Here is a 19,883-nt window from a genome sequence, read left to right on the forward strand (position 1 = left end):
CAGGGTCCGGGTCAAAAGGCCGGACATCCTACCGAAATCGCGTGGGTTTTAGGGCATCGTTCTTCAGCGCGCCTCGCCGGGGTCAATTGAGCGGCAGCGAGACCCTGGCTTCCAGGCCGCCATCGCGTCGATTCCTGAGCACCAGTGTCCCGCCATGCTCCAGCACCGTCGCCCGTGCCGCCGACAGGCCCAGGCCGACGCCGCCGGTGTTCTTGTTGCGCGAGCCCTCGACGCGAAAGAACGGCGCGAATACCTGCTCTTGGTAGTGAGGCGCGATGCCCGGCCCGCGGTCGACGACGCGGATCTCGACGCAATCGGCGAAGGCTTTCAAACGAACGCCGGGCTCGCTGCCATATTTGACCGCGTTGTCGATCAGGTTGGTCAGCGCACGCTTGATCCCGATGGGCCGGCCGACATAGACAAAACGCTGGGCGCCTTCGAACGACACTTCGGTGCCGGCGTCCCTGAAGTCATCGACGACGGTGTGCAGCAGCTCAGCCAGATCAAATGCCGTGGCGTGTTCAAGGCGTGCTTCGTCGCGGAAGAATTCCAGTGCGGCGTTGACCATTGCCTGCATTTCGTCGACGTCCCTGAACAGCTTCGATTGCTGGTCGGCGTCCTCGATGAATTCCCCGCGCAGGCGCATGCGGGTCAACGGTGCGCGCAGGTCGTGGGAGATGGCCGCGAGCATCTGCGTGCGATCCTGGACGAAGTGCTTGAGCTGGGCCTGCATGGCGTTGAACGCGAGGATCGCCTGGCGGATTTCATAGGGGCCCACGACTGGGATCGGTGGCGCCCGGAAGTCCACGCCGAAGCGCCGGGCGCCCTCGGCAAAGTGCTCCAGGGGTGTCGCCAGGTGTCGTGTGGCGATCAGGGCGACGATCAAGGTTGAGAGCAGGATCAGCGCGATGATGATCAGGTTGCGTTGCCATTCCCCCAGGCCCCAACTGCGGGATGACACCGAGAATATGACCCAGGTGTGGTCGGTCAGCTCGATGATCACCGCGTAGCGCCTGTCAGGATTATCCTTGGTTGGCCAATCGTCCGGCTCATAGGCCTCGATTCGGGCGTCGGGCCTGTTCAATTGCCGGCGCAGGAAAACCGAGCCTTCACTGAACTCCGGGTCCCCGATGACTGGCAACCGCGCGTCCTCATAGCGCTGCAACCATTGCACGCTGAGCCCCGGGTCGCTGGCGGTCTTGGCGATGTCGTGGCGTTGCCCGGGAGCGGCGGAATCGATGATGCGCGTGATTGCCGCGGCCTTGTCCATCAGGCCGGTTTCCATCAGGGGAGGGCGCGCCCAGGCACCGGCCAATACCCCGAACAATTCGTTGAGGGCCAGCAACGTCAGCATCGCCACCATCGTGGTCAAGGCGATCCACCGCGCCACGGTGTCCCGTGGTCGAGACACCTTCGTGCCGCCCGGTGTCATCGCTTCACCACGTGGGGGCTGAACAAGTAGCCGCTGTTGCGGACGGTGCGGATCATCGACGGGCCCGTGACGTCGGTCTCCAGCTTGCGACGCAGTCGGCTGACCTGCACGTCGATGCTGCGGTCGAACGCATCGAAGGTTTCGCCACGGGCCAGGTCCAGCAGTTGCTGGCGGCTGAGCACCCGACGTGGATGTTCGACGAAGACCAGCAGCAGTTCGAACTCGCCGCTGGACAGGGGAATCATGACCTTGTCGGGGGAGCGCAACTCGCGGCGGGTGACGTCCAGTTGCCAGCCGTCGAATTCCAGGACCGGGCGGGTCAAGTCGCCCAGGGCGCCCCTGGCTTCACCGGTGCGCCGGAGGACGGCGCGCACCCGGGCCAGCAACTCACGGGCGTCGAAGGGTTTGGTCAGGTAGTCGTCGGCGCCCATTTCCAGGCCGACGACGCGGTCGCTCAACTCGCCCATGGCGGTGAGCATGATGATCCCGACCCGGTGCTCGGTGCGCAGGCGCTGGCAGAGCACCAGTCCGTTGTCGCCCGGCAGCATCACGTCGAGGATGATCAGGTCCGGCTGTCGGCGTTCCACCGCTTGCCACAGCGCTTTGCCGTCGGCGGCGACTTCGACGCTATAGCCATGTTGTTCGAGGAATTTGCGCAGGAGGGCGAGGACTTCGAGGTCGTCGTCCACCAGGAGTAAATGGCTCACGGGGGTCACGTCGGGCAATGAATACGGGTGGAATACTAGGGGCAATCCGGGGCTTGCGTCATATATTTCAATCCGGAAACAAAGCTGCCGGAGAGCAATAATCCGGAAATCTGTGGGCAAGAAAACGGCGGCAGGATGGGGTCGATTCCAGTTGGTTAGACGATGGCAAACGGAACCCGTGGCGAGGGGATTTATCCCCGCTGGGTTGCGAAGCAGCCCCAAAGCTGTTGACTCAATGAACCAGACGTACCGTGGTGCCTGGTTTTGGGGTCGCTTCGCAACCCAGCGGGGATAAATCCCCTCGCCACAGGAACCGCGTCATTGGCTGATTGGTATCGTCCCCATTCCTCCCCGAGATAGCCCCGCATGCCGATCACCAAACCCGCGCCGTTGCTTGTCCGATCCACCGTCCTCGTCGCGCTGGCGGCACTCGCCAGCGGTTGCAGCAGTACGCCCACTGCCACGCCAGGCAGTTGCGAGAGCGTGCCCTTCGCCGTCCATGATCCAGCCGAACCGGTGAACCGTGGCATTTTCGCCTTCAACCGCACCGTCGACGATTACGCCCTGGCCCCGATCGCCCGTGGGTATCGCAAATTGCCGGACATGCTCCAGGCCGGCGTGCACAACTTCGTCGCCAACTTCGGCGAGCCCAAGGTGTTCATCAACGATTTGCTGCAAGGCAACGGGCAGCGTTCGGTCAACACACTGGGCCGTTTTGCCATTAACACCACGGTGGGTATCGTCGGCTTGATCGATGTGTCGGGCAAGCTGGGCATCGAACGCCACGAGTCCGATTTCGGCCAGACGTTTGGCGTCTGGAACATCGCTCCCGGACCGATCGTCGAGCTGCCGCTGCTGGGCACCGCCAACCTGAGGGACGCGACCGGCAAGGTGGTGAGCTTTGCGGTCGATCCGTTCGGCGACAACAGCGATACCGTCGAGACACTGGGTACGATCAAGACCGTGGGTGGCGTCGTCGATGGCCGCGCGGAGGCGTTGCCGCTCACCGACAAGCTGCAGACCCAGCCTGATTACTACGTGGCGCTTCGCGACGCCATCGCCCAGCGCCGTGCCGATTTTGTCGCGCAAGGAAAGTTGGGTTCCGTCCAGGACGCTCCACGATGTGGGGAAGAGGGCGCCGCGAATGAATAGCCAGGCGCTGGTCCTGCATCGACGGGTAAAAACCCTCGATCAGGGAATGTTGCATTGCCGCGAAATGGAGCTGCGGGTGGCCGAGGACGGCCGCCATGTGCTGTTCAGCCGCTACGTCGAATGGTACGACCCGCAGCAGGCCGGCCAATGCGCAACCCAGCACTATCGGGTGCCGTTGGCGAGCATGATTCGCTGGATGATCAATAACGGTGAGCGGAGGGAGGCGCCGTGACGAAGGTCGACGGCCCCGGTGTCTTTGAGCCCCGGGGCCCATGAAACATTTCTACATAATTCCAGTCTGATTTTAGTTGTACGATGTCGTACGTAATGTGGTCGACTGTTTCCGTTTCTCACAAAAAAAACAACGGAGACTCATCCATGTCGAGCATTCCTTCCGCCGAAGGCCAGGCCGTGGCTCCCGCGCAGAGCCGCTTCGTACGCCTCTTGAAGCTTCTTGGCCCCGGCATCATTGCAGTGCTGTCCTGGCTGGGCGCCGGCGACCTCATCACGTCTTCCGTGGCCGGTGCGAACTATGGCTACGCCATGATGTGGGTGCTGGCGGTGTCCCTGCTGCTGCGATACCTGATCGTCAACATCATCGCGCGCTTCCAGCTCTGCAATAACCAGGGCATGACCATCCTCCAGGGCTACGCCCAGCTCAATCCGTTCTTCGCCTGGTTCCTGCTGGTGTACGCGCTGCTCATGGGCCATTTGATGAACGCCTACATGATCAAGGGCGCCGGCGAGGCCCTGGCGATGCTGCTCAAGGTCGACTACCCGCTGCTGTGCTCGGTGGCGGTGGTGCTGGCGGTGTGGATGCTCGTCGGGCGCAATATCTATTCGATGATCGAAGGCGTGATGAAGGCCTTGCTGGCGATCATGACGCTGGCATTCCTGGCCCTGGCGGTCATGTCCGGTCCGGATGTCGCCGGGATCGTCAAAGGCACCATCGGCTTCAGCATTCCGCCCGATGAAGGCGTGCACGGTGCGCTGCTGGTGGCGGTCTCGGTGATCGGTGCGGTGGCGGGCTCCATCGCCAACTTCGTCCACCCTTATGTCATGCGCCAGAAAGGCTGGGTCGGGCCGGAGCACAAGCGTATCCAGCGCAACGACCTGCTGTTTGCGGTGTTCGTCGGGATCGTCATCAACCTGGCGATCTGGATCGTTGGCGCGGAGATTCTTCGGCCAAACGGTATCGAGGTGAAAACCCTCGGCGACCTGGGCAAGGCCCTGGAAATGTTCTTTGGCTCGATCGGTTGGTACGTGTTCTTCATCGGCGTCTTCGCTACGCTGTTCGCCAGCATTTCCGGCAAGACCACGGCGTTCCCGATGTTGATCACCGATGCTTTCCAGCACGTGCGACCCGAGCGTCGCGAGCGTTATGGCAAGGAATTCCACCGCGACCCGATGCACAAGTGGTTCATGCTGTTCATCCTCGTCACGCCGTTGATCTGGTCGTTGCCGGGCATGCCGGACTTCGTGACCCTGACCATCGGTGTCAATGCACTGAACATCATTGGCCTGCCGGTGATCTCCCTGGGCCTGCTGATCATGTCCAACCAGAAATCGCTGCTGGGCAAGGAATACCGCAACAATCTGTTCGAGAACATTGCGCTGATGTTTGCGACCGGCCTGGCGTTGTGGGTGGCATTCCAGTTGGGCGTCGATCTGTTCACCTGAGTCCATTCACCTCCGGAGGGACTGCTAGACTTCACGGTCCAGTCCCTTTCGGAGAATCCGAATGAACAACAAGAACAGGATCTGCCTCTGGTACGACGGCACTGCGCAAGAGGCGGCGGAATTTTACGCAAGAACCTTTCCCGACAGCGCGGTGAACGCCATCCACCACGCGCCGGGCGATTACCCGTCGGGCAGCCAGGGCGATGTGATCACGGTGGATTTCACGGTGATCGGCATTCCTTGCATCGGCTTGAACGGCGGGGCGATGTTCAAGCACAGCGAGGCGTTTTCGTTCCAGATCGCAACCGACGACCAGGCCGAGACCGACCGCTTGTGGAACGCGATCATCGACAACGGCGGCCAGGCGAGTGCCTGCGGCTGGTGCAAGGACAAGTGGGGCGTGTCGTGGCAGATCAGCCCGCGGGTGCTGGTGGATGCGGTCACCAGTTCCGACAAAGCCGCCGCCAAGCGCGCCTTCGAGGCCATGATGACGATGACCAAGATCGACATCGCGGCGATCGAGGCGGCGGTGAAAGGGTAGCCTGCGGTCGGAAGAAAAGACCATGCAAGCTGACCCTACGCGATCGCGAGCAAGCTCGCTCCCACATTTATTAGGGGTGACTTCGATTCTCCTGCCAGCACGGAACCCTGTGGGAGCGAGCTTGCTCGCGATGGCGCACGCACAGCCATCACACTCACCGCAGACCCTCCACACGCCAGATGCTACAAGGAGGACCCTGGCAACCTGGCAACCACCTTGATCTCGAACTGGAAGCCATACAGCCACGTCACACCCACCGCCGTTACCGTCGGGTACGGCGCGTTGCCCCAGAATTCGGCCACGACGCTCCAGACCCGTTCGAAGATCGACTCCGGATCGACCATGAAGACGGTGACGTCAATCACGTCGTCAAAGCTGCAATCGGCGGCTGCGAGGATCGCATTCAGGTTGGTGAAGGCGCGGCGCACCTGATCTTCCAGCACCGGCTCCGGCGTGCCGTCCTCGCGGCTGCCGACCTGTCCGGAGACGAACAGCAAACCGTTGGAGCGAACAGCCGGTGAATAACGGTTGCGCTCGTAAAGCGCCTGGCGGCCGGGTGGGAAAACAACGTCTCGGGTGGTCATGGGAATCTCTCCATCAATGGCCGATAGCGGCCGGAACTCAACGATGAAGTCACTCTAGGGGCTTGTGCCCGGGCGATAAACGAGCAACCTTGGCGATCACTGTTTGTAGAAACCAAACAATCCGAGGCAAAGAATGGATCGTTTCGACGCGATGCAGGCGTTCGTGCGTGTCGTGGAGGCCGGCAGTTTCACCAAGGCCGCCGAGACGCTGCACATGAGCAAGACCACCGTCACGCAACTGGTGCAACAGCTCGAAGCGCGGCTGCGGGTCAAGTTGCTCAACCGCACCACGCGCAAGGTCAACGTCACGGCGGACGGCGCGGTGTTCTACGAGCGGGCGATTCGCCTGCTGGCTGACCTGGACGACGCCGAGACCAGCCTGTCCGGCGCCCAGGCGTTGCCGCGCGGCCGACTGCGGGTCGATGTGCCGAGCCCATTGGCGGCGCTGATCCTGATCCCGGCGTTGCCGGCGTTCTATGAGCGTTACCCGGACATTCAGATCGACATGGGGGTGAGCGACCGCATCGTCGACATGATCGATGAGAACGTCGATTGCGTGGTTCGCGGTGGCGAGCTGACGGACCAATCGCTGATTGCCCGGCGCGTCGGCGACCTGGCCCTGGGCGTCTTCGCCGCGCCGAGCTACCTGGCGCGTCTGGGCACTCCGGCTCATCCCCGCGAGTTGGAGGATTCCCAGCACCGCGTCGTCGGTTTCCTCTGGGCACGCACCGGCAAAGCCTTGCCCTATGCCATGCACCGGCAGGACGAGCACCTGCATATCAAGGGGCGCTACGCCCTGGCGATCGACGATGGCAATGCCTATCTCGCCGCCGGCCTGGCGGGGCTCGGGGTGCTCTGGTTGCCCACCTACATGTCGCGGGTCCACCAGGCGCAGGGGACATTGGTCCCGTTGTTCGAAGACTGGCGCCTGGAGTCGATGCCGATGTACGTGGCCTACCCGCCGAACCGGCATATCAGTGCCAAGCTGCGGGTGTTCATCGACTGGGTGATCGAGCTGATGGCGCAGCATGCGCCTATCCTTGATCGGCATGCGTCATGACATTTTTTCCCGACTGCAGAGGAGAAGACCGATGGACCGATTCACCGGCGGTTGCTTGTGCGGCAACGTTCGCCTTGAAGCGTCCGGCCGCCCTTACCGGGTCGGCCTTTGCCATTGCCTGGATTGCCGCAAGCACCATGGCGCAGTGTTTTTCGCGGCGGCCGTGTTCCCCCGGGATGCGGTGACCGTCACGGGCGAAACCCGGGACTACGCCGGACGCTTTTTCTGTCCCCACTGCGGCTCGTCACTGTTCGCCCGTAGCGGCGACGAGATCGAAGTGCACCTCGGCGCGCTCGACGCCCCCGATCAACTCAAGCCCACCTACGAATGCTGGACCGTGCGCCGCGAATCCTGGTTGCTCGGCGTTTGCGCTGGCGCGGCGGTATGAGGGGGATCGCGAGGGCGGGGGGCGGGCAGAGGAGTAGGGTTGGCGAGGTGCTCAGGCCGGTTCGCCTATGCACCACCATTGGACTGTGATGTTGTTTTCTGGGTGGACTACGTTACGCCCGTGCTCAATGAAATTGGGTGGAACGTGCAGCGCCAACTTGTCGCTGATCCGTTGGGGCGCTAGCGCGTTCGCGTCGCTGAGGAAACCCAGGTAGTAGTCCTTGTCATAGAAAATGGTGACTTCGCTTTCAAAGAGCCATGGCCATGTCAGAAGGCAGGCGACGCGGTAATAACCTTCGGAGCGGTCTGCCGCCCGGGATAGGTGGGCCGCTGCCTCGAGCAACTGCTGGACGCAGAACGCCTGGACTTCGATCCGGGCTTGATCGCCTTCGACCAGCAGTTCGTGGACTGGGATTTTCCAGTTCGAATATCGGTAACCGTCCTGCCTTGGATAGAAATTGCCTTCAAAACTCGACGCCCAGCGCTCGATTGAGCGAAGGCGGCGATGCAGGCCCCTGAGTGGCTTTGCGTTGACGCTGATTTGCCGCATTGATGTGTCCTGCCAAATGAGGCCGGCCATTCTCCGGGCTGCAATGCGCCAATCCAAGGATAACGCTGGTCAATTCGGTTTCATTTGATGTCCGCGATATCAGAGCGATCAACCAAATCCGACAATCGCCTTGATCTCCAGATATTCCTCGAACCCATGGACCCCATATTCACGCCCATTGCCCGAGCGCTTGTATCCGCCGAACGGGGCCATCGGGTTCCAGGTTGGGTAATTGAGCAGGACTTGCCCGGCACGGATGCGCGCGGCCACGGCGCGTGCCTGGTCGAGGTCCTGGCCCTGGACGTGTGCGCCCAGTCCGTAGACGGTGTCGTTGGCGATGGCGACGGCTTCGTCCAGGGTGTCGTACGGAATGATGCACAGCACCGGGCCGAAAATTTCTTCCTGGGCGATGCGCATGCCGTTATCGACTTGCGAGAACACCGTTGGCCGGGTGTAGAAGCCTTTGGCAAAGCCGTCCACGCGACCTGGCCCACCGCAAATCAACTTGGCGCCTTCCGCGAGGCCCGCTTCGATCATCGCTTGCACGCGCTTGAACTGGGCCTCGTTGGCGATCGGGCCCAGCACGGTGTCTTCCGACCAGGGGTCGCCGACGACGATCGCATTGGCCGTGGTCGCCGCCAGTGCCTCGACTTCCGCCAGGCGGTTCCTCGGCACGATCATTCGTGTGGGGGCGCTGCAAGACTGGCCGACATTGCGCAACGCCGACATCACGCCTGGCGGCACGGCCTTGGCGAAGTCGGCGTCGGGCAAGAACACGTTCGGCGACTTGCCGCCCAGCTCCTGGGTGACGCGTTTTACCGTCGGTGCCGCGGCTTGGGCGACCAGGGCGCCCGCGCGGTTGGAGCCGGTGATGGAGATCATGTCGATGTCGGGGTGCGCCGCCATGGCCGCACCGACTTCGGCACCGCCGCCGTTGACCAGGTTGAACACCCCCGCCGGCAGACCGGCGTCGTGTACCAGTTGGGCGAACAACAGGGCGCTCAGGGGCGACAGTTCGCTGGGCTTGAGCACCACGGTGCAGCCGGCGGCAATCGCCGGGGCGACCTTGGCGGTGATCTGGTAGAGCGGCCAGTTCCACGGCGTGATCAGGCCGCAGACCCCGATGGGTTCACGCACGATGGCGGTGCCGTTCTCGATCTTTTGGAATGCATAAGTGGACAGCACATCGCGCGCCACCCGGACGTGTTCGGCCGCCAACGGCACTTGCATGGAGCGGGCGAAACCGATCGCCGCTCCCATTTCCAGGGACAGCACCTGGGCCAGGGATTCCTGGTGTTCGAGGATCAGTTCGTGGAGCTTGTCGAGAATTTTCGCGCGATCGGCCACTGGCGTCGCGGCCCAGCCGGGCATCGCCGCCCGAGCTGCCGTGACGGCGCGGTCGACGTCGTCGGACGAGCCCTGGGCGACCTCGGCGATTACCTCCTCGGTGGCCGGATTGATCACAGCCAGCATCGTCGCTTGGGCCGGCAACTGCCAACGACCATTGATGTAGAACTGTCCGGTGTTGTGCGGAATATAAGAGGGTTTGGTCATCCTTCGGGCTCCCGTAGAGCATTGATGACACTGCCGGCAGCAGGTCGTGATTGCATGCCCATAAACTAACAAAGCGGTCCTGGCGGGTTGTGCCGTTGTTGGGCTTGGCAAAGAAGAATCTGCTGTATCTGCCGGGCTAACTTTGCAAAAACGTAGGGATGACCATTTTGGTGCGCTGGGGTGTATCGCGCACTCGATGTGCTTCGCGCTGGGGCCTTGCTACCCGACAGCCGTAGCCAACGGTAGCAACCGCAAACGCGCGATGATTTCGTCCTGCACCCGCTGTTTTTCTATCTGCCTGATTTCGTTGAAATTCCATTTTCCGCTCCACCGCGTCGAAAGGCTGTGGCACACTTTCTGCTGTCTATTCCGTTGTTACATACCACATTCCGGTATAGCGGAATAAACTCACCCTGGAGTGCTTGCCATGCAACGCCGACCTTCCTTGTTCAAAGCGTGTGTTTTTCTCTTCGCGGCCACGACGGCTGCCATGGGTGTCGCCCAGGCGGCCGACAGCAAGCTGGACAGCGTGCTGCAACGCGGGAAATTGATCGTGGGCACGGGCAGCACCAATGCGCCGTGGCACTTCCAGGGAGCGGATGGCAAGTTGCAGGGCTTTGATATCGACATCGCACGGATGGTCGCCAAGGGCTTGTTCAACGATCCCGAGAAAGTCGAATTCGTGGTGCAGTCTTCCGATGCGCGGATTCCCAACCTGCTGACCGACAAGGTCGACATGAGCTGCCAGTTCATCACCGTCACCGCCAGTCGCGCCCAGCAAGTGGCGTTCACCTTGCCGTACTACCGCGAAGGGGTGGGCCTGCTGTTGCCGGCCAACAGCAAGTACAAGGAAATCGAAGACCTCAAGGCTGCTGGCGATGGCGTCACCGTGGCAGTGTTGCAGAACGTCTACGCCGAAGAACTGGTACACCAGGCGCTGCCCAAGGCCAAGGTCGACCAGTACGACAGCGTCGACCTGATGTACCAGGCGGTGAACTCCGGCCGCGCCGATGCCGCCGCCACCGACCAGTCCTCGGTCAAATACCTGATGGTGCAGAACCCTGGGCGCTACCGCAGCCCGGCGTATGCCTGGAGCCCGCAAACCTACGCCTGTGCGGTCAAGCGCGGCGACCAGGATTGGCTGAACTTCGTCAACACCACCCTGCACGAGGCCATGACCGGCGTGGAATTCCCTACCTACGCGGCGTCGTTCAAGCAGTGGTTCGGCGTTGACCTGCCGTCGCCGGCGATCGGTTTCCCTGTTGAATTCAAATGACCCTGTGAGCCCGGGGCGCCCCTTGCGGGCGCTCCGTCGAAGGTGCTGCCGACCATGAATTATCAGTTGAACTTTGCCGCCGTCTGGCGCGATTTCGACACCCTGCTCGCGGGGCTGGGCCTGGGGCTTTCCCTGGCGCTGGTGTCGATCGCCATTGGTTGCGTGATCGGCCTGGCGATGGCATTCGCGCTGCTCAGCAAACATCGGCTCCTGCGGGTGCTGGCGTCGGTGTATGTCACGGTGATCCGCAATACGCCGATCCTGGTGTTGATCCTGTTGATCTACTTCGCCTTGCCGAGCTTGGGCGTCCGCCTCGACAAACTGCCGTCGTTCGTCATCACGCTGTCGCTGTACGCCGGGGCCTACCTGACCGAAGTGTTTCGCGGCGGGTTGTTGAGCATCCACAAGGGGCAGCGTGAAGCGGGGCTGGCCATCGGCCTCGGCGAATGGCAGGTCAAGGCCTACGTCACCGTGCCGGTGATGCTGCGCAACGTGCTGCCGGCCTTGTCGAACAACTTCATCTCGCTGTTCAAGGACACCTCCCTCGCGGCGGCGATTGCCGTGCCGGAGCTGACCTATTACGCCCGCAAGATCAACGTGGAGAGCTACCGCGTGATCGAAACTTGGCTGGTGACCACGGCCCTGTATGTCGCGGCCTGTTACCTCATTGCCATGCTGCTGCGGTATTTCGAGCAGCGCCTGGCGATCCGCCGTTAGGAGTTTCCCATGTACGAATCCCCCAGTTGGCCACATGAGTTGTGGGTCGCCCGGGACACCTTGTGGAACGGCTTCCTGACCAGCGTGCAATGTTCGGTGCTGGCGATTGTATTGGGCACGTTGATCGGTGTCGTCGCCGGATTGGCCCTGACGTATGGGCGGGTCTGGATGCGCGCGCCGTTTCGTTTTTACGTCGACCTGATTCGCGGCACACCGGTGTTCGTGCTGGTGCTGGCCTGCTTCTACATGGCCCCGGCCCTGGGCTGGCAGATCGGCGCGTTCCAGGCCGGCGTGCTGGGCCTGACGCTATTCTGCGGCTCTCACGTGGCCGAGATCGTGCGCGGTGCCTTGCAGGCGTTGCCCCGTGGGCAGATGGAAGCGAGCCAAGCCATCGGCCTGACGTTCTACCAGGCGCTGGGCTACGTGCTGTTGCCCCAGGCGTTGCGGCAGATTTTGCCCACCTGGGTCAATTCCTCCACCGAAATCGTCAAGGCCTCGACCTTGCTGTCGGTGATCGGTGTGGCTGAATTGCTGCTCAGCACCCAGCAGATCATCGCCCGGACTTTCATGACCTTGGAGTTCTATCTGTTCGCCGGTTTTCTCTTCTTCATCATCAACTACGCCATCGAATTGCTCGGGCGGCACATTGAAAAACGGGTGGCGTTGCCATGACTGACGTTTCGAAACTCTCCAATACAAAGCCCTCCAACACCCAACCGCTGCTGGACATTCGTGGCCTGCGCAAACAATACGGTCCGCTGGAAGTGCTCAAGGGCGTGGACCTGAGCATGCAGCGCGGCAACGTGGTCACGCTGATCGGTTCCAGTGGCTCGGGCAAGACCACGCTGTTGCGTTGCGTGAACATGCTGGAAGAATTCCAGGGCGGCCAGATCATGCTCGACGGCGAGTCCATCGGCTATGACGAGGTGGGTGGCAAGCGCGTGCGTCACGCCGAGAAAGTCATTGCCCGGCATCGCGCCATGACCGGCATGGCCTTCCAGCAATTCAACCTGTTTCCGCATTTGACTGCGCTGCAGAACGTCACCCTGGGCTTGCTCAAGGTGAAAAAGCTGCCCAAGGACGAGGCCGTGGCCCTGGCCGAAAAATGGCTGGAGCGGGTCGGCCTGCTGGAACGGCGCGATCACTTTCCCGGTCAGTTGTCCGGCGGCCAGCAACAGCGCGTGGCGATCGCCCGGGCGATTGCGATGAACCCGAGCCTGATGCTGTTTGACGAAGTGACGTCTGCGCTCGATCCGGAGCTGGTCGGCGAAGTTTTGAATGTGATCAAGGGCCTGGCCGAAGACGGCATGACCATGCTGCTGGTGACCCACGAAATGCGCTTCGCCTTCGAGGTCTCCGACAAGATCGTCTTCATGAACCAGGGGCGCATCGAAGAGCAGGGGCCGCCTAAGGATTTGTTCGAGCGACCTCAATCGCCGCGCCTGGCGGAATTCCTCAAGAACACGCGTTTTTAATTCATTTCAACAAGGAGATAACCCATGAGCATTACGCGCTACGGCACCGGCAGCACCGCAGGTGGCGGACAACCACGGCCCTTCGCCCGCGCCGTGGAGGCCGATGGTTGGCTGCACGTGTCCGGCCAGGTGCCGGCGATGAATGGCGAGATCATTGTTGGCGGCATCGTCGAACAGACTCACCAGACCATGAAGAACCTGATCGCCATTCTGAAAGAGGCTGGCTATGGCCTGGAAGACGTCGTGCGCTGCGGCGTCTGGCTGGAAGATCCGCGGGATTTCTGGAGTTTCAACAAGGTCTTCGGCGAATATTTCAGCCCGGAACACGCCCCGGCCCGGGCGTGTGTGCAGGCAAGCATGATGGTCGATTGCAAGGTCGAGATCGACTGCGTGGCCTACAAGAAAAAAGTGATCACCTGTGGCGAGGGGATTTATCCCCGCTGGGCTGCGAAGCAGTCCCAACTTTTTTGCCATAACAGAAATTTTGGGGCGGCTTCGCCACCCAGCGGGGATGAATCCCCTCGCCACAATGAGCTGTGGCCAGCTTGCAGTCTGCGTACACTCGCGGCCAATTGAATGGGAATCCAAGACATGACCGAAGACACCATCAAACGCCGGGCCCGGGGATTGGATCGGGCGTTCGATATCCTCGATTTCCTCAAGGAAATCGGCCAGCCGCTGCGCCCGAACGACATCGCCAGCGGCATCGGCAGCCCCAAGTCCACGGTCTATGAACTAGTGGCGTCTCTGCTGGAACGGCGCATCCTCGAGCCGGTGGGCAAGGACGGCCATGTCTACCTGGGGCGCCAGTTGTATTTTCTCGGCCAGGCCCACCTGCGGCATTTCGACCTGAGTCGCGAGGCTGACCAGGCCTTGCAGGACATCGTCCGGCAGACCCGGGAAACGGCGCAGATGTGCCTGCTCAACGGGCGCAAATACACGGTCGCGCTGATGAAGGAAGGCGAGCGGCATTTCCGCATTTCCTCGGACATCGGTGAGAACGCGCCCATCCCCTGGACGGCCTCCGGGCGCCTGTTGCTGGCGCATTTGAGCGACCAGCAGATCATCGACCTGATCGACCCTGACGATTTCATCCTGCCGGACGGCGAGCGCTTGCCCCTGGAGCAATTCCTCAAGGAAATCCGCCAGGCTGGCGTCGATGGATTCTTCTCCTTCGACAGCGTCGCCGACACCTTCACCCACTGCTTCGCCGCACCGGTCAAAGACCCCAGCGGCGTTGCCATCGCGACCCTGTGCATCGTCGCCCCGAGGGCTGACGCCAAGAACAATTACGCCGACTACCGCCGGGTGCTGATCGAAAGCGCCAACAACCTGGCCCGTCGCATCAACGAATAGCCAGCCCATGGCTGTGTGAGGAGTTCGAACATGTCTTCTGCCATCGATAACGCGTACGTCGAGAAGGGCGCCGCTGCCGTGGGCGCTCATCTGTTGCGGGACGTCAGCCTGCCGGCACTGGTGCTGCACCGCGAGGCGCTGGAGCACAACATTCGCTGGATGCAGAAATTCGTCAGTGACAGCGGCGCCGAGCTGGCGCCCCACGGCAAGACCAGCATGACCCCGGCGCTGTTCCGCCGCCAGCTCGAAGCCGGCGCCTGGGGCCTGACCCTCGCCACGGCAGTGCAGACCCGTGCTGCTTACGCCCATGGCGTACGGCGGGTGCTGATGGCCAATCAACTGGTCGGCAAACCCAACATGGCATTGATTGCCGATCTGCTGGCCGACCCGGCGTTCGAATTCCATTGCATGGTCGATCATCCGGACAATGTCGCTGACCTGGGCGCTTATTTCGCCTCTCGCGGCGTGCGGCTCAATGTGATGATCGAGTACGGCATCGTCGGCGGTCGTTGCGGTTGTCGGACCGAAGCCGAAGTACTGGCGTTGGCCGAGGCCATCGGCGCGCAACCGGCGCTGGCCTTGACCGGCATCGAAGGCTACGAAGGGGTGATTCACGGCGATCACGCCATCAGCGGCATTCGCCAATTCGCCGCGTCGCTGGTGGGCCTGGCCATGCAGTTGCAGGACAGCGGCGCATTCGCCATCGCCAAGCCGATCATTACCGCCTCGGGTTCGGCCTGGTACGACCTGATTGCCGAATCCTTCGAAGCCCGGAATGCCCAAGGGCGTTTCCTCAGCGTGCTGCGTCCCGGCAGTTATGTGGCCCACGACCATGGCATCTACAAGGAAGCCCAGTGCTGCGTGCTGGAGCGGCGCAGCGACTTGCACGAAGGCTTGCGCCCGGCCCTGGAAGTCTGGGCCCACGTGCAGTCGATGCCGGAGCCGGGCTTCGCGGTGATCGCCCTGGGCAAGCGCGACGTCGCCTATGACGCCGGGCTGCCGGTGCCGCTCAAACGCTACAAAGCAGAGGCTGATTCGGTGACGGGCGACGATGTCAGCGCTTGCAAGGTGACGGCGGTGATGGACCAGCATGCGTTCATGACGGTGGCGCCGGGGGTTGAGTTGCGGGTGGGCGACATCATTGCGTTTGGGACTTCCCACCCGTGCCTGACGTTCGACAAGTGGCGGGTGGGGTGCCTGGTGGATGAGGGGTTGCGGGTGGTTGAGCTTATGGAGACCTGCTTTTAGGTCTTGAGACCGAGTCGCGGCTATCGCGAGCAAGCTCGTTCCCACATTGGATTTGTTGTGAATACAAAACCTGTGTTCACCACGATCCCTGTGGGAGCGAGCTTGCTCGCGATAGCGGCCTGCAATACACCGGCGAACCATCAGGATCATCCATGAGCAATTCCAGACCCCGCATCGCCCTGATCGGCGAATGCATGATCGAACTGCAACACCGCGCCGACGGCAGTCTGGTGCAGAGCTTCGGTGGCGACACCCTGAACACAGCGGTGTATCTGTCCCGCGCGTTGGGCGAGAAGGGCGTGGTGGATTACGTCACCGCCCTGGGCGACGACTCTTTCAGCGACGCCATGTGCCGCAGCTGGGCCGAAGAAAACATCGGCCTGGACAGGGTCCAGCGTTTGCCCGGACGCCTGCCGGGCCTGTACTGCATCCAGACCGACGCGGCCGGCGAGCGGCGTTTTCTGTACTGGCGCAACGAGGCCGCGGTGCGCGAGTGCTTCACCACGCCGGCCGCCGCGCCGATCCTGGAAGCCTTGCCGGACTATGACGTGCTGTATTTCAGCGGTATCACCCTGGCGGTGATTGGCGAGCAGGGCCGGCGCAAACTCATCGAAACCTTGATCGAGGCGCGGCGACGCGGTGCCCAGGTGGTGTTCGACAACAACTACCGGCCACGGCTCTGGGCTTCGGTCGAGACCGCCCGGGCGGCTTACCGCAGCGTGTTGCCCCACGTCGAGCTGGCGTTGCTGACCGTGGAGGACGAACAGGCGCTGTTCGGTCATGCCGACAGCGAGGCGGTGTTCGCGGCCTATGGGCAACTCGGTACGCCGGAGGTGGTGCTCAAGCGTGGCGCCGAGGCCTGCCTGATCCGTTGTGATGGACAGTTCTATGAGGTGCCAGCTCAACGGGTTGAGCGCGTGGTGGATACGACAGCGGCGGGAGACTCGTTCAGCGCCGCCTACCTGGCGAGTCGTTTACTGGGCGGTAGCCCGGCGGAGGCGGCCGAGGCCGGGCATTGGCTGGCGAGTCGGGTGATTCAGGTGCCGGGGGCGTTGATACCCAAGTAGCGACATTTTTGGAAGTGCTGTCTTTGTGGCGAGGGGATTTATCCCCGCCGGGCTGCGAAGCAGCCCTAAAACAGTGGACGCAATCTTCCTGGCACACCGAGCTGCCGAACTTGGGGCTGCTGCGCAGCCCAGCGGGGATAAATCCCCTCGCCACAGGAGCCGCTTCGGGGCCGGCATCCCTCAATCCCGATAAAACACCTGCACCAGGTGATACCCGAACTTGCTCTTGATCGGCCCATGCACCACCCGCAGAGGTTTCTTGAAGATCACCGCGTCGATGGCGCCGACCATTTGCCCGGGGCGCACTTCACCCAGGTCCCCGCCGCGCTTGCCGGAGGGGCACGTGGAGTATTTCTTCGCCAACACGTCGAAGGCTTCGCCCTTGGCGATGCGTTGCTTGAGCTGTTCGGCTTCTTCGGCGGTTTTCACCAGGATATGGCGGGCTTGGGCTTTCATTGCGGCACAGACCTGAACGGGGCGAAAGGGCGGCGATTATGCCTCAAGTCAGTGGTCATGGTTGATCATCGTTCGAATCTTGTTCGCCAGCAGATCAAGGGTGAACGGCTTGGCGACCATGTCCATGCCCTGGTCAAGGAACCCTTGGCGCTCGGTGGCCTTCTGCGCGTAACCGGTCATGAACAGCACTTTCAGATCGGGCCGGTGCTGACGGGCAATCTCCGCCAGTTGGCGGCCGTTCATGCCCGGCAGGCCGACGTCGGTCACCAGCAAGTCGATGCGTTGCCCGGACTCCAGCAATACCAGGGCCCGCTTGGCGTCCTCGGCTTCGAGAGCGGTATAGCCCAGGGTGGCGAGCAGGTCGAGCACCAGCATGCGCACCGCCGGTTCGTCTTCCACCAGCAACACGGTTTCTCCGGCGATGGCCGCGGGTGCGTCGGTGACTGAGGGTTCCGTGGCTTGCTCAGTCGGTGCGACGCGCAGGCGTGGCAGGTACAACTGCACCCGGGTGCCTTGGCCCGGCACGCTGTCCAGGCTCAGGTGTCCGCCGGACTGCTGGGCAAAGCCATAAATCATCGACAATCCGAGACCGGTGCCCTGGCCGATGGGCTTGGTGGTGAAGAATGGATCGAAGGCTTTTGCCAGCACGGCGGGGGTCATGCCGCTGCCGTTGTCGCGCACCGCGATCATCACGTAGTCGCCAGCCTTCACCGGTTCCAGCGTGCTGATGTCGCTGCCGTCGAGGTAGACGTTGGCGGTTTCGATGGTCAACTCGCCACCGTCGGGCATCGCGTCCCGGGCATTGATCACCAGGTTGAGCAGGGCGTTTTCCAACTGGCTGGCGTCGGTGCTCACGGGCCATAGCTCGCCGGCCAATTGCAGCCGTAGCACGATGTGGTCGCCGGTGGTGCGGCTCAGCAGGTCTTCGAGCGAGCGCACCAGCGTGTTGGCATCCAGTGGCTTGCGATCCAGCGACTGGCGTCGGGAGAAGGCCAGCAAGCGATGGGTGAGGGCGGCGGCGCGGTTGGCCGATGAAATGGCCGCTTCGGTAAAACGACCGATCTCGGCGGCACGACCGGCGGCGATGTAGCGTTGCATCAGGTCGAGGCTGCCGAGGATGCCGGTGAGCATGTTGTTGAAGTCATGGGCGATGCCGCCGGTGAGCTGGCCCACCGCTTCCATTTTCTGCGCATGGCGCAGCGCTTCCTCGGCCCGCTCGCGCTCGAACATCTCGCTTTGCAAGCGGTGGTTGGCCTCGGCGAGTTGCTGGGTGCGGGCGATTACCCTCTCCTCCAGCGTTTCGTTGAGGTTGCGCAGGGCTTCCTCGGTTTTCTTGCGCTCGGTCTCGTCGATTACAAAGATGTAGAAGCCATTCACCGACCCGTCACCGCCCCGGCGCGGCAGGTAATTGATCAGCGCATGACGCGGCCGCCCGTCGCGGTGGGCCGACTCAGCGGTGAAGCTGCACGGCTTGCCTGCCAGGGCGTCGGCGATCTGTACGGCGCGGGCGGCGTAGGCTTCCTCGCCGATGACTTCGCGAACGGTCTTGCCGTAAAGCTCCTGCGGGGTCAGGCCATACCAGTTCAGGTAGGCACTATTGTTCAGCCGGAAACGTTCTTCGCGGTCGACATAACTGATGAGTATCGGCATCGCGTTGATGATCAGTTGCAGCTCGGTCTGGCTCTGGCGCAGGGCGTGTTCGGTGCGTTTGCGCTCGGTCAGGTCCAGGGCCGCGCCGAGAAAGCGCTTGGGCCGGCCATGGCGGTCCTTGTAGCAGCGCCCGCGCACGAATACCCAGCGCAACTCGCCGTTGGGCTGCAGCAGGCGATACTCCTCGGCGTATTCGGTGCCATGGGTGATGCAATGCTTGATGCTGCGCGCGACCATCGCCCGGTCTTCGGGGTGGACGCCTTCGAGATAGGCGCTGATGGGCAACTGGCGCGACAGGTTCGGGTCGACGCCATGGAGCAGGGCGAAATGCGCGTCGGCAATGAAGCGATCCTCGCTGATGTCCCAATCCCAGGTGCCCAGCGCATCGGTGGCCGCCAGGGCCAGTTGCAGGCGTTCTTCGCTTTCCTGCTGGGCCTTGAGGCTGGCTTCGGAGCGCCGTTCGAATTCCTGGGCCAGGCGTCGCCGTTCGCTGGTCTCGATGGCAGTGACCAGGATGCCGGCCACGCTGCCACGTTCGTCGTGCACGGGGCTGTAGGTCAGGTCCAGCCAGACATCACAGAGGCGGCCGCCAAACGGCATGCGCCAGCGCTGGTCGCGGCAGGTGCGCATGCGGCCTTGCAACACGCCGTGATAAATCCTTTCGGTTTCGCCCCGTAGCTCCGGCCAGGCCGTGTGGGTGGGCAGGCCGAACGCCCTGGGGTGCTTGTCGCCGACCAGGCGGGCGTAGGCGTCGTTGTACAGATGGATCAGCTGCGGCCCCCACAGCACCGCCATCGGCATGGGCGAATGGAGCACGATGTCCACGGCGGTGCGCAGGCTCTGGGGCCAGGTTTCGCTGGCGCCCAGCGGGCTGGTGGTCCAGTCCAGGCGGGCGATCAACTGCTGTGTGTCGCTGCTGGCGGGTATTGCGTTCATCACGGGAGTCCCTGGATGTCATGTCGATGCTGCGGCTTCTACTATCCTCTGAAGA

The 19,883-nt window shown here is 62.6% G+C and carries 19 protein-coding genes and 2 pseudogenes; 14 read left to right on the forward strand and 7 right to left on the reverse strand.

The window, feature by feature from the left end:
- Positions 1 to 82: 82 nt before the first annotated feature.
- The gene (locus AB4N42_RS14070; protein ID WP_460116328.1) at positions 83 to 1,432 is read right to left on the reverse strand and encodes a sensor histidine kinase; all 1,350 of its coding nucleotides are present in this window, start codon (positions 1,430 to 1,432) and stop codon (positions 83 to 85) included.
- Positions 1,429 to 2,139 (reverse strand): response regulator, encoded by a 711-nt coding sequence (locus AB4N42_RS14075; protein WP_030141383.1) that lies wholly within the window; start codon positions 2,137 to 2,139, stop codon positions 1,429 to 1,431. The genes AB4N42_RS14070 and AB4N42_RS14075 overlap by 4 nt, the downstream gene beginning before the upstream one ends.
- A 366-nt stretch (positions 2,140 to 2,505) precedes the next feature.
- On the opposite strand from AB4N42_RS14075, the gene AB4N42_RS14080 reads away from it, so the two are divergent.
- From AB4N42_RS14080 to AB4N42_RS14095, 4 genes are all read left to right on the forward strand, one after another.
- Positions 2,506 to 3,291 (forward strand): MlaA family lipoprotein, encoded by a 786-nt coding sequence (locus AB4N42_RS14080; protein ID WP_460116329.1) that lies wholly within the window; start codon positions 2,506 to 2,508, stop codon positions 3,289 to 3,291.
- Complete coding sequence (locus AB4N42_RS14085; protein ID WP_030141385.1) at positions 3,284 to 3,523, forward strand: hypothetical protein; 240 nt, start codon at positions 3,284 to 3,286, stop codon at positions 3,521 to 3,523. Before AB4N42_RS14080 ends, AB4N42_RS14085 begins: the two co-directional genes overlap by 8 nt.
- Before the next feature lie 146 nt (positions 3,524 to 3,669).
- Entirely contained in the window at positions 3,670 to 4,971 is a 1,302-nt protein-coding gene (locus AB4N42_RS14090; protein WP_334597943.1) for an Nramp family divalent metal transporter, read from the forward strand.
- A gap of 61 nt (positions 4,972 to 5,032) precedes the next feature.
- On the forward strand, positions 5,033 to 5,512 hold the full coding sequence (locus AB4N42_RS14095) for a VOC family protein (protein ID WP_460116330.1): 480 nt from the start codon (positions 5,033 to 5,035) through the stop codon (positions 5,510 to 5,512).
- A 182-nt stretch (positions 5,513 to 5,694) separates the two neighbouring features.
- On the opposite strand, the gene AB4N42_RS14100 is transcribed toward AB4N42_RS14095, so the two are convergent.
- The gene (locus AB4N42_RS14100; protein ID WP_460116331.1) at positions 5,695 to 6,096 is read right to left on the reverse strand and encodes a RidA family protein; all 402 of its coding nucleotides are present in this window, start codon (positions 6,094 to 6,096) and stop codon (positions 5,695 to 5,697) included.
- Positions 6,097 to 6,229: 133 nt separating this feature from the next.
- Here AB4N42_RS14100 and AB4N42_RS14105 point away from each other — a divergent pair, with 133 nt between their 5' ends.
- The gene (locus AB4N42_RS14105) at positions 6,230 to 7,156 is read left to right on the forward strand and encodes a LysR family transcriptional regulator (protein ID WP_460116332.1); all 927 of its coding nucleotides are present in this window, start codon (positions 6,230 to 6,232) and stop codon (positions 7,154 to 7,156) included.
- A gap of 31 nt (positions 7,157 to 7,187) precedes the next feature.
- Positions 7,188 to 7,581, forward strand: a pseudogene (locus tag AB4N42_RS14110) (GFA family protein).
- 14 nt (positions 7,582 to 7,595) lie between these two features.
- Here the strand turns inward: AB4N42_RS14110 and AB4N42_RS14115 are convergent.
- Together AB4N42_RS14115 and AB4N42_RS14120 are read right to left on the reverse strand one after the other, a co-directional pair.
- Entirely contained in the window at positions 7,596 to 8,123 is a 528-nt protein-coding gene (locus tag AB4N42_RS14115; protein ID WP_460116333.1) for a DUF3916 domain-containing protein, read from the reverse strand.
- Positions 8,124 to 8,201: 78 nt separating this feature from the next.
- Positions 8,202 to 9,647, reverse strand: a complete 1,446-nt coding sequence (locus AB4N42_RS14120; protein WP_460116334.1) for an aldehyde dehydrogenase family protein — start codon at positions 9,645 to 9,647, stop codon at positions 8,202 to 8,204.
- A gap of 427 nt (positions 9,648 to 10,074) precedes the next feature.
- On the opposite strand from AB4N42_RS14120, the gene AB4N42_RS14125 reads away from it, so the two are divergent.
- From AB4N42_RS14125 to AB4N42_RS14160, 8 genes and pseudogenes are all read left to right on the forward strand, one after another.
- Positions 10,075 to 10,923: a transporter substrate-binding domain-containing protein gene (locus AB4N42_RS14125; protein WP_030141393.1), complete on the forward strand. Its 849-nt coding sequence runs from the start codon at positions 10,075 to 10,077 to the stop codon at positions 10,921 to 10,923.
- 54 nt (positions 10,924 to 10,977) lie between these two features.
- The gene (locus AB4N42_RS14130) at positions 10,978 to 11,640 is read left to right on the forward strand and encodes an amino acid ABC transporter permease (protein WP_460116335.1); all 663 of its coding nucleotides are present in this window, start codon (positions 10,978 to 10,980) and stop codon (positions 11,638 to 11,640) included.
- 9 nt (positions 11,641 to 11,649) lie between these two features.
- Positions 11,650 to 12,312, forward strand: a complete 663-nt coding sequence (locus tag AB4N42_RS14135; protein WP_030141395.1) for an amino acid ABC transporter permease — start codon at positions 11,650 to 11,652, stop codon at positions 12,310 to 12,312.
- Positions 12,309 to 13,115: an amino acid ABC transporter ATP-binding protein gene (locus AB4N42_RS14140; RefSeq protein ID WP_460116336.1), complete on the forward strand. Its 807-nt coding sequence runs from the start codon at positions 12,309 to 12,311 to the stop codon at positions 13,113 to 13,115. The genes AB4N42_RS14135 and AB4N42_RS14140 overlap by 4 nt, the downstream gene beginning before the upstream one ends.
- Before the next feature lie 24 nt (positions 13,116 to 13,139).
- A pseudogene (locus tag AB4N42_RS14145) lies at positions 13,140 to 13,523 on the forward strand (RidA family protein); the annotation flags it as partial.
- A 183-nt stretch (positions 13,524 to 13,706) separates the two neighbouring features.
- On the forward strand, positions 13,707 to 14,471 hold the full coding sequence (locus tag AB4N42_RS14150; protein ID WP_030141398.1) for an IclR family transcriptional regulator: 765 nt from the start codon (positions 13,707 to 13,709) through the stop codon (positions 14,469 to 14,471).
- Positions 14,472 to 14,501: 30 nt separating this feature from the next.
- Complete coding sequence (locus AB4N42_RS14155) at positions 14,502 to 15,719, forward strand: amino acid deaminase (RefSeq protein ID WP_030141399.1); 1,218 nt, start codon at positions 14,502 to 14,504, stop codon at positions 15,717 to 15,719.
- A 152-nt stretch (positions 15,720 to 15,871) separates the two neighbouring features.
- The gene (locus AB4N42_RS14160) at positions 15,872 to 16,786 is read left to right on the forward strand and encodes a sugar kinase (protein ID WP_030141400.1); all 915 of its coding nucleotides are present in this window, start codon (positions 15,872 to 15,874) and stop codon (positions 16,784 to 16,786) included.
- 180 nt (positions 16,787 to 16,966) lie between these two features.
- Here the strand turns inward: AB4N42_RS14160 and AB4N42_RS14165 are convergent, their stop codons facing one another.
- Together AB4N42_RS14165 and AB4N42_RS14170 are read right to left on the reverse strand one after the other, a co-directional pair.
- A complete protein-coding gene (locus tag AB4N42_RS14165) occupies positions 16,967 to 17,242 on the reverse strand; it encodes a peptidylprolyl isomerase (protein ID WP_019690952.1) in 276 nt (91 codons plus the stop codon).
- 48 nt (positions 17,243 to 17,290) lie between these two features.
- Entirely contained in the window at positions 17,291 to 19,828 is a 2,538-nt protein-coding gene (locus AB4N42_RS14170; protein ID WP_030141401.1) for a PAS domain-containing protein, read from the reverse strand.
- Between the last annotated feature and the right edge of the window lie 55 nt (positions 19,829 to 19,883).

The sequence above is a fragment of the Pseudomonas sp. H2_D02 genome, assembly GCF_054677635.1.

What these genes read in the sequence shown, in the direction of transcription:
- AB4N42_RS14070 (WP_460116328.1), bottom strand. Translation starts at nt 1,432, where the DNA reads ATGACACCGGGCGGCACGAAGGTGTCTCGACCACGGGACACCGTGGCG.
- AB4N42_RS14080 (WP_460116329.1), top strand. Translation starts at nt 2,506, where the DNA reads ATGCCGATCACCAAACCCGCGCCGTTGCTTGTCCGATCCACCGTCCTC.
- AB4N42_RS14085 (WP_030141385.1), top strand. Translation starts at nt 3,284, where the DNA reads ATGAATAGCCAGGCGCTGGTCCTGCATCGACGGGTAAAAACCCTCGAT.
- AB4N42_RS14090 (WP_334597943.1), top strand. Translation starts at nt 3,670, where the DNA reads ATGTCGAGCATTCCTTCCGCCGAAGGCCAGGCCGTGGCTCCCGCGCAG.
- AB4N42_RS14095 (WP_460116330.1), top strand. Translation starts at nt 5,033, where the DNA reads ATGAACAACAAGAACAGGATCTGCCTCTGGTACGACGGCACTGCGCAA.
- AB4N42_RS14100 (WP_460116331.1), bottom strand. Translation starts at nt 6,096, where the DNA reads ATGACCACCCGAGACGTTGTTTTCCCACCCGGCCGCCAGGCGCTTTAC.
- AB4N42_RS14105 (WP_460116332.1), top strand. Translation starts at nt 6,230, where the DNA reads ATGGATCGTTTCGACGCGATGCAGGCGTTCGTGCGTGTCGTGGAGGCC.
- AB4N42_RS14115 (WP_460116333.1), bottom strand. Translation starts at nt 8,123, where the DNA reads ATGGCCGGCCTCATTTGGCAGGACACATCAATGCGGCAAATCAGCGTC.
- AB4N42_RS14120 (WP_460116334.1), bottom strand. Translation starts at nt 9,647, where the DNA reads ATGACCAAACCCTCTTATATTCCGCACAACACCGGACAGTTCTACATC.
- AB4N42_RS14125 (WP_030141393.1), top strand. Translation starts at nt 10,075, where the DNA reads ATGCAACGCCGACCTTCCTTGTTCAAAGCGTGTGTTTTTCTCTTCGCG.
- AB4N42_RS14130 (WP_460116335.1), top strand. Translation starts at nt 10,978, where the DNA reads ATGAATTATCAGTTGAACTTTGCCGCCGTCTGGCGCGATTTCGACACC.
- AB4N42_RS14135 (WP_030141395.1), top strand. Translation starts at nt 11,650, where the DNA reads ATGTACGAATCCCCCAGTTGGCCACATGAGTTGTGGGTCGCCCGGGAC.
- AB4N42_RS14140 (WP_460116336.1), top strand. Translation starts at nt 12,309, where the DNA reads ATGACTGACGTTTCGAAACTCTCCAATACAAAGCCCTCCAACACCCAA.
- AB4N42_RS14150 (WP_030141398.1), top strand. Translation starts at nt 13,707, where the DNA reads ATGACCGAAGACACCATCAAACGCCGGGCCCGGGGATTGGATCGGGCG.
- AB4N42_RS14155 (WP_030141399.1), top strand. Translation starts at nt 14,502, where the DNA reads ATGTCTTCTGCCATCGATAACGCGTACGTCGAGAAGGGCGCCGCTGCC.
- AB4N42_RS14160 (WP_030141400.1), top strand. Translation starts at nt 15,872, where the DNA reads ATGAGCAATTCCAGACCCCGCATCGCCCTGATCGGCGAATGCATGATC.
- AB4N42_RS14165 (WP_019690952.1), bottom strand. Translation starts at nt 17,242, where the DNA reads ATGAAAGCCCAAGCCCGCCATATCCTGGTGAAAACCGCCGAAGAAGCC.
- AB4N42_RS14170 (WP_030141401.1), bottom strand. Translation starts at nt 19,828, where the DNA reads ATGAACGCAATACCCGCCAGCAGCGACACACAGCAGTTGATCGCCCGC.